The organism is Streptomyces sp. NPDC057271 (genome assembly GCF_042668715.1).
Lineage (GTDB): Bacteria > Actinomycetota > Actinomycetes > Streptomycetales > Streptomycetaceae > Streptomyces.
The window spans coordinates 56,830-70,801 of sequence record NZ_JBHUYJ010000032.1; the positions used below are offsets into that span (position 1 = coordinate 56,830).

14 protein-coding genes are annotated in these 13,972 nt (G+C 71.5%); 4 read left to right on the forward strand and 10 right to left on the reverse strand.

The features are described 5' to 3' along the window. Positions 1-30: 30 nt before the first annotated feature. From ACFUJR_RS17370 to ACFUJR_RS17395, 6 genes are all read right to left on the reverse strand, one after another. Positions 31-762: a methyltransferase domain-containing protein gene (locus ACFUJR_RS17370; RefSeq protein WP_383172636.1), complete on the reverse strand. Its 732-nt coding sequence runs from the start codon at positions 760-762 to the stop codon at positions 31-33. Further along, entirely contained in the window at positions 759-1,973 is a 1,215-nt protein-coding gene (locus ACFUJR_RS17375) for a lycopene cyclase family protein (RefSeq protein WP_383172634.1), read from the reverse strand. Before ACFUJR_RS17375 ends, ACFUJR_RS17370 begins: the two co-directional genes overlap by 4 nt. After that, the gene (locus tag ACFUJR_RS17380) at positions 1,970-2,707 is read right to left on the reverse strand and encodes an SDR family NAD(P)-dependent oxidoreductase (RefSeq protein WP_383172632.1); all 738 of its coding nucleotides are present in this window, start codon (positions 2,705-2,707) and stop codon (positions 1,970-1,972) included. Before ACFUJR_RS17380 ends, ACFUJR_RS17375 begins: the two co-directional genes overlap by 4 nt. Positions 2,708-2,779: 72 nt before the next feature. Then, complete coding sequence (locus ACFUJR_RS17385) at positions 2,780-4,024, reverse strand: NAD(P)/FAD-dependent oxidoreductase (protein WP_383172630.1); 1,245 nt, start codon at positions 4,022-4,024, stop codon at positions 2,780-2,782. Between the two features lie 249 nt (positions 4,025-4,273). After that, positions 4,274-5,446, reverse strand: a complete 1,173-nt coding sequence (locus tag ACFUJR_RS17390; RefSeq protein WP_383172628.1) for a low temperature requirement protein A — start codon at positions 5,444-5,446, stop codon at positions 4,274-4,276. 537 nt (positions 5,447-5,983) lie between these two features. Beyond that, positions 5,984-6,310, reverse strand: coding sequence for a helix-turn-helix transcriptional regulator (locus ACFUJR_RS17395; RefSeq protein ID WP_383172626.1), 327 nt, complete (start codon positions 6,308-6,310; stop codon positions 5,984-5,986). A gap of 118 nt (positions 6,311-6,428) precedes the next feature. On the opposite strand from ACFUJR_RS17395, the gene ACFUJR_RS17400 reads away from it, so the two are divergent. Beyond that, positions 6,429-6,797, forward strand: coding sequence for an STAS domain-containing protein (locus tag ACFUJR_RS17400; RefSeq protein WP_383172624.1), 369 nt, complete (start codon positions 6,429-6,431; stop codon positions 6,795-6,797). Between the two features lie 336 nt (positions 6,798-7,133). Then, positions 7,134-8,411 carry a PP2C family protein-serine/threonine phosphatase gene (locus tag ACFUJR_RS17405; RefSeq protein WP_383172622.1) on the forward strand — a complete coding sequence of 426 codons (1,278 nt, stop codon included), beginning with the start codon at positions 7,134-7,136 and terminating at the stop codon, positions 8,409-8,411. Between the two features lie 131 nt (positions 8,412-8,542). Here the strand turns inward: ACFUJR_RS17405 and ACFUJR_RS17410 are convergent, their stop codons facing one another. Continuing rightward, entirely contained in the window at positions 8,543-10,642 is a 2,100-nt protein-coding gene (locus tag ACFUJR_RS17410) for a SpoIIE family protein phosphatase (protein WP_383172620.1), read from the reverse strand. Positions 10,643-10,819: 177 nt separating this feature from the next. On the opposite strand from ACFUJR_RS17410, the gene ACFUJR_RS17415 reads away from it, so the two are divergent. After that, positions 10,820-11,008 carry a hypothetical protein gene (locus tag ACFUJR_RS17415; RefSeq protein ID WP_383172618.1) on the forward strand — a complete coding sequence of 63 codons (189 nt, stop codon included), beginning with the start codon at positions 10,820-10,822 and terminating at the stop codon, positions 11,006-11,008. Positions 11,009-11,539: 531 nt separating this feature from the next. On the opposite strand, the gene ACFUJR_RS17420 is transcribed toward ACFUJR_RS17415, so the two are convergent. The 3 genes from ACFUJR_RS17420 to ACFUJR_RS17430 all read right to left on the reverse strand — a co-directional run bounded on the left by ACFUJR_RS17420 (position 11,540) and on the right by ACFUJR_RS17430 (position 13,008). Next, on the reverse strand, positions 11,540-11,977 hold the full coding sequence (locus ACFUJR_RS17420) for a DUF2267 domain-containing protein (RefSeq protein WP_383172616.1): 438 nt from the start codon (positions 11,975-11,977) through the stop codon (positions 11,540-11,542). A gap of 68 nt (positions 11,978-12,045) precedes the next feature. Next, on the reverse strand, positions 12,046-12,441 hold the full coding sequence (locus tag ACFUJR_RS17425; RefSeq protein WP_383172614.1) for a DUF2267 domain-containing protein: 396 nt from the start codon (positions 12,439-12,441) through the stop codon (positions 12,046-12,048). Positions 12,442-12,576: 135 nt separating this feature from the next. After that, complete coding sequence (locus ACFUJR_RS17430) at positions 12,577-13,008, reverse strand: Hsp20/alpha crystallin family protein (RefSeq protein ID WP_383172613.1); 432 nt, start codon at positions 13,006-13,008, stop codon at positions 12,577-12,579. A 127-nt stretch (positions 13,009-13,135) separates the two neighbouring features. Here ACFUJR_RS17430 and ACFUJR_RS17435 point away from each other — a divergent pair, with 127 nt between their 5' ends. Then, positions 13,136-13,786: a type III effector protein gene (locus ACFUJR_RS17435; RefSeq protein ID WP_383172612.1), complete on the forward strand. Its 651-nt coding sequence runs from the start codon at positions 13,136-13,138 to the stop codon at positions 13,784-13,786. Positions 13,787-13,972: the final 186 nt, after the last annotated feature.

Genomic DNA, 13,972 nt, shown 5'->3' on the forward strand with positions numbered 1-13,972 from the left:
CCCGCCGCGCGGCCACAGGGGTGCCGCGGGTCACCGGTCGTGCTCCTTGGCCGTCGTCGATCCGTTGCGGGCGAGGAAGGTGTGCACGATGCCCGTCTGCCATCCGGCGACGGGAGCGACACGCGCTCCGGTGAAACCGGCTCTCGTCAGCCGGTCGGCGAACGCGGGGGCGGTGTCGAAGGCAAGGACACTGCGCCAGAGGTGGCTGTACAGGGCGCGGTCGCCGGTGACCGTACCCGCCGGGATGACGATCCCACGGCATACCGTCGTCCACAGGGCCCGGTGCACCGGCGAGCCGCTGAGGCTGTACTCATGGACCGCGAGACGCCCTCCGGGCCTCAGCAGGGTCCGGACGCTCCTGAGCACGGCGTCCGGGTCGGTGACGTTCCGGAACAGGTATGCGGCGAAGACCGCGTCGAAGGGGCCTTCGGCTGCCGTCGCGACGTCCTCGGCCGTCAGGTGCAGGAAGCGCACACGGGCAGACCAGGGCTTGGCCAGGGCGCGTTGCAGCATGCCCGCCGACGCGTCCACCGCGGTGACCCGGGCCCGGGGTGCCGCGGCCAGGAGGGCCCGGGTAGAGGCACCGGTGCCGCAGCCGAGATCGAGGATGTGCAGGCCCGCTCCTTCCCCGGGCAGGCCGAGTCGGCGCGCCGAACGCAGCAGGTCGGCTCGGTATCCGGGGTTGAGGGCCGTGAGACGGTCGTACGTACGGGACGCGTGGTCGAAGGCGTGTGAGAGGTCGTCGTCGCGCAGCAGTGTCATCGGCGGGTGTCTCCAGTGCGGGGGGCGGTGTGGGCACGGCGGGGCAGGAAGGGCACTTCGACCGCGGTACGAAGCATGGGGCCGACCGGTGTGCGCAGTCCGATGCCCCACTCCTCGCGGACCGAGGTCGCGCCGTCCAGGAAGCGGAGCAGCCGGGGCGTCGGCGTCCGGCGGAAGAGGTCGGTGAAGAACGCGGGGCCGTCGATCCGTCCGGTGTCCAGGGCCCGCAACAGCACCGCGTCCATGGCTCGCGCTCGTCGCCCATGAGGCGGGGGCAGCGTGCCGCGACCGTCGCGCAGCGCCTCAGCGATGGCCCCGCTCTGGCGCTGTACCGCTGCGAAGGTGTAGCCGGTGGACGCACGGGTCGCACCGCCCGCCGTCCCGATCCGGTACACGGCCCGCCCGATCCGCTGGGGAAAGCGGGCGTCGGTCATGGGGATGACCCCTTGTTCCACGGTGTCGACGGTGAATGCGCCCAGGCCCAGAATCTCGCGGGCGTAGTGGCCGAGCGCGGCCTCGTACGCCACGGTGGTCAACGGCGCACGGGAGAATTCGGTGTACTCGACGAGTGCCCGGTCGGCGGCCGTCGGAAGGACGTAGCCGAAGGCGAGCCCGTGACTCGGCTGCGGCACACGGAAGTCCATCAGGGTGGCGACCGCGGGGTCGAACTGCTCGGAATCGGTACGGATGAACCAGCCACGGAAGTGCTGCAGCAGCTGCGTCCGGGCGGGCGGCAGGGTCCGAAGGGGCCGCGAGTCGAAGACCCACCGAGCGCGCAGTGTCAGTGGGCGGCCGTCGGGCAGCGTGCACCGGACTTCCGCACCCCCGGGCACGTCGTACACCTCGCCGGCCGTCGCGCGTAGTACGCGCCCGGCGGGTGAGCGCTCCAGGCGGGAGTGGACCATGCGCTCGAAAGGCGTGGAACGCATCATGCGGTACGTCAGCGGTGTCGAGTCGGCGGTCACCTCCCGGCCGTCGGATCCGTGCACGCGCAGCCGGGACCAGGAGGCGCTGACGGGGTCATCGGGGCCGGTGGCGTCCTGGCTCCAGTAGCACCAGGTACGTTCGGCCGGGCGTAGCGGGCCGTCCGGCTGCTCGACGAGGGTCACGGGGACCGCATCCGTCCGAGCCAGGCGGTCCGCCAGGCTGAGACCAGCCGCTCCACCGCCGAGGACGACCGCCTCACAGGTGTCGGTGGAGGCTGGTGTCACTGGGCCCGCCGCTCGATGACGGGCGACCCGGCCGGGTCGGAGCGTAGGAGTTCGGCGTCGGCCGCCAGCGCGTCCGCGACGGCGGCGGCCACCTGACGCGGGTCGCCGCCCTGGGGCAACGGCGGGGTCGTTCCAGCCACAGGGCGATCGGCGAATCCGGTGTCGAGGTGCCCGGGCCGGATCTCGAGAACCCCGACACCTCTCGTCCTCGCTTCGCGGCGCACGGCGTCGAGCCAGGCACGCAGCGCGGCTTTGGACGCGCTGTAGTCGGCCATCCCCCTCTGCGGGCGCTCCGCCACCGCCCCGGTGACGGCGGCGATCGCCGAACCGGGTTCCAGGACGCCGAGCGCGGCGCGGAAGAACGCCGCGGGCGCGAGGTGGTTGACGGCCATGAGGTGCTCCGCGACCTCGTCACCGACCTCCCCAGCCGTGCCGAACGCCACTGCTCCGAAGGCGATGACCACGGCGTCCAGGCCGCCGAGGGTGGCCGACATCTCCTCTACCGCCCGTGCGCACGAGCCGGGGTCGTAGGCGTCGAACAGGGCGGTCGGGGCGCCTGCGTACGCGTGTGCGGCAGCGGCCAGCCGACTCGGATCGCGTCCGGTGAGGGCCGCACGCGCACCGCGGCCGACGAGTTCGGCGGTGATGGCACCGCCCAGGGCGCCGGTGGCACCGGCCACCAGGACGCGTGCGCCGCTCAGCTCCACACTTGGCTCCAGGATAGGGGTCGGCAAGTCACGTACGGTCGATGGGCTCTTCGGGCCGGAGACCGCCCATGGATGCGGCTGCGCGGAACGGGCATGCGGTCAGAGTCGTTTCAGGTCCGCGAGCAGCTCCCGGGCGGCGCGTGTGCCCGACGCCAGCGCTCCCTGCACCGATCCGGTCGCCCTGTGATCCCCGCACACGTACCTGCGTGGACCAGAACGCGTGGTGCGGCTCAGCGGCCAGGGCGGCCTCATCGCGGGCAGCGCTCCCTCGACGGTGTACACGGCGATCTGCCGCCAGGCGCCGGTGCTGGTTCCGTACAGCTCCGCCAGGCGCCGCAGAACCGTGTCCACCCTACCCGGGAGGTCCGCGCCGAGGACCGATGTGGAGACGAGCGCGGTGCCCGGTGGCGCGTAGGTGGGAGCGATCTCGGTGAGTACACAGGTGTTCAGCACCGCTCCGGTGCTGTCCACCACGAGGGTCGGTTCCGACAGCGGTGTGCTGCCGGCCGCGTGGTAGTAGGTGGTGACCGTACGCCCGTCGGGGACCGTCAGGCCTGGCAGCAGGCGGCCTGCGGTTGCCGCGTCCGTCGCGACGACGACGGCCGTGCTCGGCACATCCGTGCCGTCGCTCAGGAGCACGCCGTCGCCGGTGACCTCGGCCACCGGTGTGCCCAGCCTCAGCACGCCGTCGGGCAGGGCTTCGGCGAGCCGGGCGGGTACGGCTCCGATCCCGTCGGCGGGCAGACACAGGGTTCCGCGGACCATGCTCCGCCAGACGAAGTGGAAGAAGCGTGCGGACGTCTCCAGCCGGTCTTCCAGGAACACGCCGGACAGGAACGGCCGGAGGACGTGATCGATGGCACCGTCTGACAGCCCGACACGGCGCAGGGCCTGCGCCGTGGGGCGATCCACGCGACGTTTGAGCACGGCCGCCGGCAACACCGCGTCCCGAGCGGAGAGGGCCGCAAGCGCCGCCATGTCCCGGGGGCGAAGGGCTCGACCTGGCCGCTCGGCCCCGGCCGCGCCCGACCGCGTCGGATCGGCGAGACGGACCGGCCCCGTCGGAGTGTGCACGATGATGCCCGGCGTGAAAGGACGCAGCCGAAGACTCCGAAGGTCCAGGCGCCGCTTCACCTGCGGGTACGAGGTGTTGAACACCTGGAATCCGCGGTCCAGCAGGAATCCGTCTCGCCGGTCGGTGCGCATCCGGCCGCCCGGACCGTCGGACGCCTCGAGCAAGGCCACCCGCTGCCCGGCACGACTCAGGTCCAGCGCACAGGCGAGGCCCGCCAGACCTGCACCGACCACGACGGTGTCGAGTGTCCCGGGGTGCACTTCGGTCATGCCTCACCTCGTTCAAAGCGGATACCGGTCGCGCTCGGGAGTCGGGGCCAGGTTCCCGTCCCTTGGCAGACGTGCGGGGCACCGGCCGGGAATGCCTCGCTGCGAGCGGCGACGCGCGACGGCCGTAGCCGCGACCATCGGTCCAGCCGACCACGTTCCCCCGGACGATGCCAGGCGCCACGACCGAGGGTGGCACCGAATGACGCGCTCGTCGGACAGGGCGCGGCGTGGCACCCCGGAGGGCGGGCGCTACGTGAAGCGCTTCTCGTACAGCCAGTTCCAGCGGGTCACCAGGACGAGCGCCCACACCAGACTTCCGGGCGCCCATCGTCCCGCGAACGCGGCGAGGAGCAGGGGCACCGCGACCATGGGCAGCCCCACCACCACGACCCACCGCGCGCCTCGCCCGGACAACGCGCCGGCCACCAGCCCGACGCCCAGGAAAACGGCGACGGCCCCGCACATCAGCCACCGCATGCCCAGCGGCAGCCGCCCCTCCACGTGCTCGACGGCGGCGCCCAGGGCTGCGGCCAGGGACGCGAGTGCGCCGGTCGCCACACAGTGCATCGGCAAGGAGAACCGCGGCGCCAGCACCCCGAAGCCGAGGAGGGGTACGCCGCTGGAGCGGCGCACCGCCAGCCCCCACAGCGCCAGCAGCAGGGCGAAGGAACCCACCGACAGGCTGCCCAGATCGGCGTTCCACTCGGCGCCGGAGGCAGCCTCCACACCCTGCGCGATGCCTTCGCCGAGCACGATCAGCGTGAACAGGCCCAACCGCTCGTCCAGATGACCCGGGTCGAAGCGGGCGGCCCGCAGGAGCGCCGCGTCCTGACCATGGTCCTGGTCCCCCGCCGCCTGCTGCTTCCGGAGCCGCGCCATGAGCCGGTTTCCCGACAGGGCGAACGTAAGGGCCAGATCGATGGCGAGCCCGCCGGCCCACAGCCAGTACCGCACGGAATCCTCGGCCCACACGGAGATGATCCACGGTGTGACCCCCGCCGAAAGCTGCGCGATCGGCCAGTCCGCCGGGACCTCGCCGCGCCCCTGCCACACCCGCGAGGCGAGCAGACGGACGAAGACATAGGCGAGGGCGAAGGCGTCCCCGTGATCGGAGCGGACCTCCGGAACGGCGGCGGCCATCACCGCGAGCCCGAACATGCCGATGAGCACGGTGCGGGTGTGGACCTTGTCGGCCGCCACGTTGCCGTACGTCGTGAAACACATCCACGCGGTCCAGAACGCGAGGAACAGCACGCAGTACAGGGCGAGGTCGGCGTGGTCGGGTGCGCCGTGCAGGAGATGGGCCAACTGGGCGACACCGGCGACGGCGATCAGGTCGAAGAACAACTCCAGCCATGAGGCATGCCGGTCGGACTCACCGGAGGAGTCCGGGTCGGACGCAGCGGCGTACTGAGCGGTCATGACGGTGAGTATCGGACGGATCCCCCGAAGGCCCGGGGCGGCGAGCGGCGCGCCGCGCCGTTGTGGCCCGATGGCAGGACCGTGGCCGGCTCGGGCGTTCGGGGCGGCGCGCGGGAGGGCGTCGACGGCGGACCCGGGTGCGCGGCGGATCTTCTCGCGGCTGTTCCTCGAACGAGACCGGCGCGGGTCCGACGCTCTCGCCGGCCGGTCGCGGCTTCCCGACCGTGGTTGTGCACAGGCCCGGGGAGTTCGTGCAGTGGTCGGACCGGGGCGTTCCGCGGTCGGCGCACACTCCCCTGCCCGTCCCCTGCCGGAACTCCACTTCGACGTGAGTCGGTACGACGGCGAAGCGGCTCGGGCCGAGGCGGGCCCCTGTCGGCAGGCGTACCCGTAACCCCGTACGGCGAGACCCGGCGCGACCGCGGGCGCACACCGGCGCCGCGCGGCCGGCTCCGGACCGGGGGGCTATGGAGGACCGAGCGTTCGTCCGGCAGGCCCGGCAAGCGGGGCACCCGACTCACTCGGGCCATCGCCCGATCAGGGCGTGGCGGCCGAGTGGGACGCCGGGGGCCCAGCAAGGAGCTTGAGGAGACCGGCGATCTCATGGCCCGCTTCGGCGGGATGACGGAACCCGGCGCCTGGCACGAGGGCGTAGCGGTTGCGTCGGCCGTCGTCCGCTCGTGTGCGCGTGATGTACCCGGCCGCGGCGAGGTCGGCGACGATCGCCTGCACGGTGCGCTCCGTGACGCCGCAGTTCAGCGCGACCTCCCGGAGGCGTACGCCCGGGTCGCGTGAGAGCGCCAGCAGCACCCGAGCGTGATGGGTGAGAAAGGTCCACTCCGGGTGAGCGTGTCTGGCTGCCATACCCGCATCATGCCTCACCCTCCGTGATTATGCGATGCATGTTTCATGTAATTTCTGACGGGTAACGCAGCGACGGGACACTCGATTCGGGTCCTTCTCAGGTCAGGAGGTGGTCGCCATGGCTCTGCTCCCCGGCTCCGCACCGGTAGCGACTCCGCACGAGGGGGACGACGACCGCATCGGTGTGTCCGTGACACCGACCGCCTGCGGCGTCGGCGTCAGAGTCCGAGGAGAGATCGACCTGGACAGCGTCGGCCGGCTGCGGACGACCCTCCTGCGGGCCATGGCCGCCTACGACGGCGTCGACGTCACCCTCGACCTCTCGGGCGTCTCCTTCTGTGACTCCTCGGGACTGAACGCGCTGCTGCTGGCCCGGCGTCATGCCCTCCGTGAGGGCCGACGGCTGACCATCACCGCCGCCGGCTCCCAGGTGACCCGCCTCCTGGAGGTCACGGGATCGGCTGCCCTGTTCAGGAGCGCGACATAGCCGCGCCCGCGACGGGCACCCCGGTCCGCGGCGCGGGGGACGGTGCGCGTTCGTGAGCGGGACAGACACCGACGAGGCCCCCTTGCCGGCCTCCGCAGGCGCGGCAGAGAGGCCTCAGCCGCTGATCAGGCGGCGGAGAACGCACACGTCGTCGCGGTGTGCGCCCGGGTCGGCCAGGGGGGTGATGCCCAGCGAGCGTGGCCAGACCTCACGACCGCCTCCGGCCGGCCACGTCGGCGGCGTAGGCTCCCTGGCCCCCGGCCGTGGCCCGCTGCCCCATGACGGCGAGGTCTAGGCTGGGGGCAGAGCCTTCCTGGCTTCTCGTTTTCGTCGGCCGTGAGCAGCTTCGCCCGACGGGCGGACGCGATCGTCCCGCAGGGCGGAGTGCCGGTCATGACGAAAGCCGACGGTTCCTGCATGGTGGAGCGGCTCCTGCAGGCCAGTCATCTGGCTGCTTTCGACGAGTTGCCGGGCCTGGTGCGTTCGCACGCGCGAGCGGCCGGTCTGGCGGATGCCCGCATCTATGTGGCGGATGTGCGCGAGGACGTGCTGCGCGAGGTCACCGGTGAGGGCTTGGCGGCGGTGGACGGCGGGGAGGAGCTGCGGATCGATGCCACGCTGGCGGGCCGGGCCTTCCAGGACATCCATACCCAGCACCGCACCACCGACGGAAGCCGCAGGCATTGGCTGCCGCTGCTGGACGGAACCGAACGGCTGGGAGTCCTCGCCTGCACCGCCGAGAACGACGCGGATGAGGACACGCTGGCCCGGATGCGAGGTCTGTCGTCCGCAGTGGGCCTTCTCGTCGCCTCGAAGCGAGGGCACAGCGACTCGTACGCACGGTTGATCCGTACGCAACTGATGACGGTCTCCGCCGAAATGCAGTGGGCGCTGATGCCCCCGCGCACCATGGCCAGCCGTGCGGTGACCATCGCAGCCGTGATGGAACCGGCGTACGAGACCGCGGGCGACGCCTATGACTACGCCCTGGCAGGCCAGGTGGCCCATCTGGCCGTCTTCGACGCCATGGGCCACGACACCACCGCAGGGCTGACGGCGAACCTCGCCATGGCCACGTGCCGCAACCGGCGACGGCAGCAGGCCGATCTGAACCAGGTGCGGGACGCTGTCGAGTCCACACTCATCGAGCAGTTCGCCCGGGACAACTACGTCACCGCCATCCTGGCCGACCTCGACCTGCGGACCGGTCTGCTGAGATGGCTCAACTGTGGCCACCCGCCTCCTCTGCTCATCCGTGAGGGCCGCTGGGTGACCGCCTTGGACGGCCCTCCCACCCACCCGCTGGGTACGGATCTCGGGCTGCCCGCCACCGTCCACCGCGAACAGCTCCAGCCGGGCGACCGGCTGCTGCTCTACACCGATGGAATCACCGAGGCACAGGACCGCCACGGCCGCCAGTTCGGCGTCGATCGGTTCGTCGACTTCATCAACCGCCGCCAGAGCGACGGCCTTCCCGTCCCAGAGACTCTTCGCCGCCTGACCCGCGAGGTCCTCGGCCACAACGAGGGCCGCCTGCAGGACGACGCCACCGTGGTGCTGTGCGAATGGCACGGCCTGACCTGGCAGCCGGAGGACCGCACCTCACGCGCGTAGCGCGGCAGCAGGGTCCCGTCCGGGTGAGCACCGTCGCCTGCGCCCGGCGGCCGCAGGGGCCGTGGGGGCACTCGGCCGCAGGGGCCGTGGGGCACTCAGGAAGGGGCCTCTCGCGTCAGGCGGCCCGTCGGTCATGCCTCGGGAGGTTCGGCCTCTTCGGAGGCGGGAGGCGTTGCGACGACGCGTTCGGCCCAGAGTGTCTTGCCCCGTCCCAAGGGCCTCACGCCCCAGCGCTGGGTGAGCTGGGCGGTGATGAACAGGCCCCGGCCGTTCTCTTCCGTGTCCAGGGCGCGGCGCAGGTGGGGACTGGCGCTGCTGTCGTCGGTGACCTCGCACACGAGCGTGCTGTCGCCGTCGCGGATGAGGCGTAGCTGGATCGGACCCTGCGCGTAGCGGACGGAGTTGGTGACCAGTTCGCTGACGACGAGTGCCGTGTCGTCGATGACGTCCTGGGCCAGGCCCCATGCGGTGAGTTGGTTCGCGGCTCGCTTGCGGGCCTGGGCAGCGCTCTCCGGGGTGTTGGGGAAGGTCCAGGCCTTCGTCTGGGAGTCGTCCAGTGTCCGTGTGCGGGCCAGCAGGAGGTAGGCGTCGCGCGGGGGTTGCTGCGGCGCGAGGGCGGCGGCACACGCGTCGCATGCGGCTTGCAGAGAGGGCTGTGGATCGGCGAACCGGTCGCTCAGCAGGCTCATCAGCGATGTTCCGGTAGCGGCCCCGGCCAGCAGGGCGGCGTTGTAGATCAGCAAGGTGGTGCCCCCGGGCAGGGCTCGTTCGGTGAGCGCGTAGTGCGCAAGCCCTTGGCCCAGGGGTGGCCCTGCCGCGATGTCGAGCAGTTCGACTTCGCCGCCCGGATGCACCAGGAACGGTGAGGGGTGTCCCGCGCTCGCCGCGGTGCACAGGCGAGTCACCGGGTCGTAGACGAGGCAGAGGCAGGTGGCGGGCGGTCCGTCACCGGCGTCGGACGCAGCCGCGTCCGCGAGGGTGGTGGGGCGGCATGCGAGGTCGTGGAGGCGTTGGAGGATCTCGTCCGGCGGCAGGTCGAGGTCGGCCAGCGCCTCGATGGCCGCGCGGACCTCGCTCATCGCCCCTGGGCCCGACGTCCCGGACGTGGTGTCCCCGGCGACGAGGGCGACCCTGGATCCGGAGAGGGGGATGGCGTCGAACCATCCTCCACCCGTGCCGGCCGGGAGGTGGGTGCGGGCGAGTTCGACGGCCGCGTCCACGGAGGCCTGAGCGTGGGCGAAGCCGCCCGAAAGGACACGGGCGGCCGAGTGCTCCCGGCTGTAGAGGCGGGCGTTGTCCAGGCACTGGCCGGCGTGCGCGGTGAGCTGCTGCGCGAGCCCCAGATCCCGGTGGTCGAACGGGGTGGGGTCACGCCACCGGTAGAAGCAGGCCAGACCGAGCACCACACCCCGTGCCCGGATCGGTACCAGGAGCATCGAGTGCGTTCCCGCGCTCAGGATCCGGGCGTCGCGTCGCCGCGCGGAATCGAGCCAGGGGGCGTTCTGGCGAAGTCGTCGGATCAGCTTGGGGGCCAGGGTGTCCAGGGCCGTGCGGTGGGGCGTACCGATCGGGTACACGTCGACCTCGCCGACGACAGGAACGCCCTGCTGGTCCGGTCCGGCGACCGAGCGGAATCCGGCGCGTCGGACCGTCTGATCCCTGTCGGGAGCATCAGCGGTGGGAGCTCGGCCGCGGAGGACCTCGTCGTAGACGTCGACAGTCACGGTATCGGCCAATGCCGGGGAGGCGACCTCGCAGAACTCGGCCGCCGTACGGAAGACATCGAGCGTGGTGCCGATCCGTGCGGCCGCCTCGTTCAGCAGTCGCACCTCGGCTTCCGCCCGCAACCCATCAGTGACGTCGGTCAGCGCGGCGGCCAGCCCCAGCACGGTGCCGTCGGCTCGCTCCAGGCGGAACACGAACGCCGAGGCGACGGCCTCGATCGGCGGGTCGCTCCGGTCGCGGACACGGATGCTCAGTTCGGACTCGGGCGTGCCGGTTTCCAGTACCCGGTGAGCCGCACGTTCCACGGCAGCCGGATCGGTGACGTCGAGGAACCGGAGGATCTCGGGCAGCGTACGGCCGAGCAACCGGTCGACCGGCAACTGCCGCATCAGCCGAGCGGCTGTGTTCACCTGTACCAGACGCAGCTCCCGGTCGTAGACATGGAGGCCCACGGGCGACTGGGAGAACAGCGCGTTCAGTACGGCGTCCCCCATCCCCTCGGGCACGGACCGGCTGTCCGCATGATCCTCACCAACCACGGCAAACGTCCGTTCGACAAGACGGTGGACTGCGTGCCCTTCATGCAACGCCCACCACGCCGAGTCGGCCACCGCAGTGAAGGGGTCGGGTGATTCACCGGCCCCCGCCTTCACCGCGAGGCCGTGGTGGGCTCATCGGAACGCATGCCGAGCACCGCCGGCCCGAGCCGGTCGCCGGTGTGTCCGGGCGGGCGGGTCGCCACCCAGCCGGGCTTTTCCGCCTCGACGGTCGCCAAGACCGCCCTGACACGGGCCGCGCTCGCCGCGACGGCGTACCCACGCATGCTCGGCAAGAAGATCGAATACGCCTCCTCCGGCAGCCGGGCCGAATAGCCCTCACAGAACGCAGGCCGCCCGGCGGATACCGCTCACTGTCGGCCGCCGCCTCGACCATCGAGATACCTGATCAGTTTCGCCTCGCTGCGAAGCAGTCGATCGCGCTCGTCCGCAGGGAGAGACGCCAGTGCGTCGACGAGGACACGTGCTCGGGGAACGTGAACCATCGCACCGGAGTAGATCCGGCACCCGGAGCACCAGGCCAAGCCGACGCACCGCTCGAACAACGAGGACTCGGGCGGATGGAAACGGAACTGGTAGGAGCAGATCTCGGTCTCACAAGCGGCGCAGATCCGGCGATCACCGTCCCTGACCGTGTCCCAGGTCGCGACCTTGACCCAGTGCTGCCGCCCGGCCGGTGCTCTTCAAGTCGTCATGCGCAGCATTCTCTCCCATCACCACCCTGCGGCATCAGGCCACCCGCTTGAGGCCAGGCGGGACCAGCCGCGACCGCGGGCCGGGGCTCCTCGCGTCGGGCGTCGGGCGTCGGGCGTCGGGCGTCGGTGAGGCTGTGCCGACGGGGCGAGGCTATGCGGCGGGAGCGAGTTCGGCGCGGCCGAACAGCAGCGCATGGCCGGAGGGGAGCTGGCGCAGGATGCGGGTGAGAAGGTCAGGCCCGGCCAGGTATGCGACGGCGGCAAGGACAGCTCCGGTGTCCCAGCGGGTGGTCGCCAGGGAGGCGTCGACGCGGGCGGCGAGGTCCTTCACGAAGGCCCAGCCGGTCAGGGGCTCGGTTTCCGGGATCTGTGCTGTGAGCATGCGTGCGGCTTCGACGGGGAGTCGAGCGGCGAGTTCGACGCGTTCGTCGCCGGTGAGCTGTCGGCCCAGTCCGGACAGAACCAGGTGGACGGCCTCCTCGGCCCGTCCACGGGTCGGATACGCACCTTCGTACCGGACCTTCTCCAGCATCTCCTCGTATGTCATCGCGGGCACGTGCGGCAGTGGTGTACGCGGGTCGGAGATCACTTGGGGTTGCCTTTCTGTCACTCGCAGGGACGGCGGTGCCGGTGTGGGGCACCGCCGGGTGGGTTTGATCAGGTGGGCTGGGGGCGGCCGAAGAGGAGGTCGTAGCCGGCGGGGAGCTGGAGCAGGATCTGCTCCATCAGGTCGTCCCCGGCCGCGTCGGCGGCCGTACTCAGTACGGCGCCGACGTCCCAGGCGGCGGTCTGCTCCGTGGCTCCGTCGATCCAGGCGGCCGTCGCCCGGACGAACCGCTCCGGTGGCAACGGTTCCGCGCTCTGCAGCGGGTTGAGCAGGATCAGAGCGAAGCCTTCCGGCAGGTGTGCCGCCAGTCGGGCACGCACCTCACCGACCAGGTGCGCACCCAGCAAGGCAAGCACCACGCGTGCCGCGCGCTCGGCTTCCTGCGGACTGCCGTACTCACCGCGTTCCTGCACCTGTTCGAGGAAGACTTCCCGTCGCAGAGTCACGTCTGCCGCCGCCCTTCTGGGGTCCACGGGGTGCGGAGGACGGGAGACGGGGAGACCGGGTACCCGTCCTCCGCAGCTGTTCAGGCCTCATCGGTCTCGGCTCAGCCTCGGCCTCGGCTCAACCTCATCCTCGGCTCAGCCGGAGATCTCCTTGCGACCGGATCCGACGCCGACGGAGATCTTGCGGCGCTTGGCCCGCTCGGCGATCGGGATCCGCAGCGTGAGGACCCCTGCGTCGTAGTCGGCCTCGATGTGCTCGGTGTCCAGGGTGTCGGCGAGCACGATCTGGCGGGAGAAGACGCCCAGCGGCCGCTCGGCCAACTCCATCTGCACGTCGTCGGCCTTGGCCACGGGTCGGCGTTCGGCCTTGACGGTCAGCATGTTCCGCTCGACGTCGATGTCGATCGCGTCCGCGCTGACGCCGGGGATGTCGAAGGCCACCACGAAGGCGTCGCCCTCGCGATAGGCGTCCATCGCCATCGCGGAGGGGCGCGACCACGTGCCTGGGGCCGTCAGCTGCTGCGTCAGCCGGTCCAGCTCGCGGAAGGGGTCAGTGCGCATCAACATCGTGAGAACACCTCCAGCAAGTTCAGGCAGTTGCTGCCAATGCGCTTCACTGAAACCGTTGTAGCATGTCATCCATTGGATGACAAACATGGTGTCGTCCGGACGATGACGATCCAAGGGAGGTGCCGTGACAGCAGCCGACCAGCCGGCCCCGTCCAGCGCCGACGCGAACGGACCGGCGTCCTTCCTCGCTGCCGCGGCCGCCCTGCAAGCAGTGGACAACGCCCTGCGCGCCGCCCAGGAAGAAGCCGATACCCCGGATGCCGCTCCCGGCCCGGAGCAGGCCCTGGCCTCCCTCCTGCTGCTGAGGCAGGTCAGGGAGGAACTCGCCGGATGGGAGACCGGCCTGATCGAGACCGCCCGACACGCGGGAGCCAGCTGGGCCGACCTAGCCCATCCGCTCGGCGTCGCCAGCCGCCAGGCCGCCGAACGCCGTTACCTGCGCGGCCGCCCCGGACCCGCCGGAACCACCGGCGAACAACGCGTCCAGGCCACCCGTGAACGCCGCGCAGCCGACCGCTCCCAGGCCGCCTGGGCCCGCCGCAACGCAGCCGACCTGCGCCGCATCGCCGGGCAGATCACCGCCCTCACCGACCTCCCCACCGCCGCCCGGCGCCCGCTCGACCAACTCCACACGGCCCTCGCCCACGACGACCCCGCCGATCTCATCCACCCCCTCGCCGCCACCCGGCCCCACCTGGCCGACACCCACCCCGGCCTCGCCGCTCAACTCGACGACCTCACGGACCACGCCGCGACCCCACCCACCCTCGACTGACCGTCACACCGGCACCGTCTGCCCTCCTGCACGGTCGGCAGCCAGCACCGACGACGCTCGACCCGCGTCACCACACCGGAGCACTAGAGAGCTAGTGCCGCATCAGGCAACGTTCGCCCCGTCGTGACGTGCCGCCCGGTCGCTGTTCCGGGCGGCACTGGACGGCCAGAATGATCACGTGGCTGA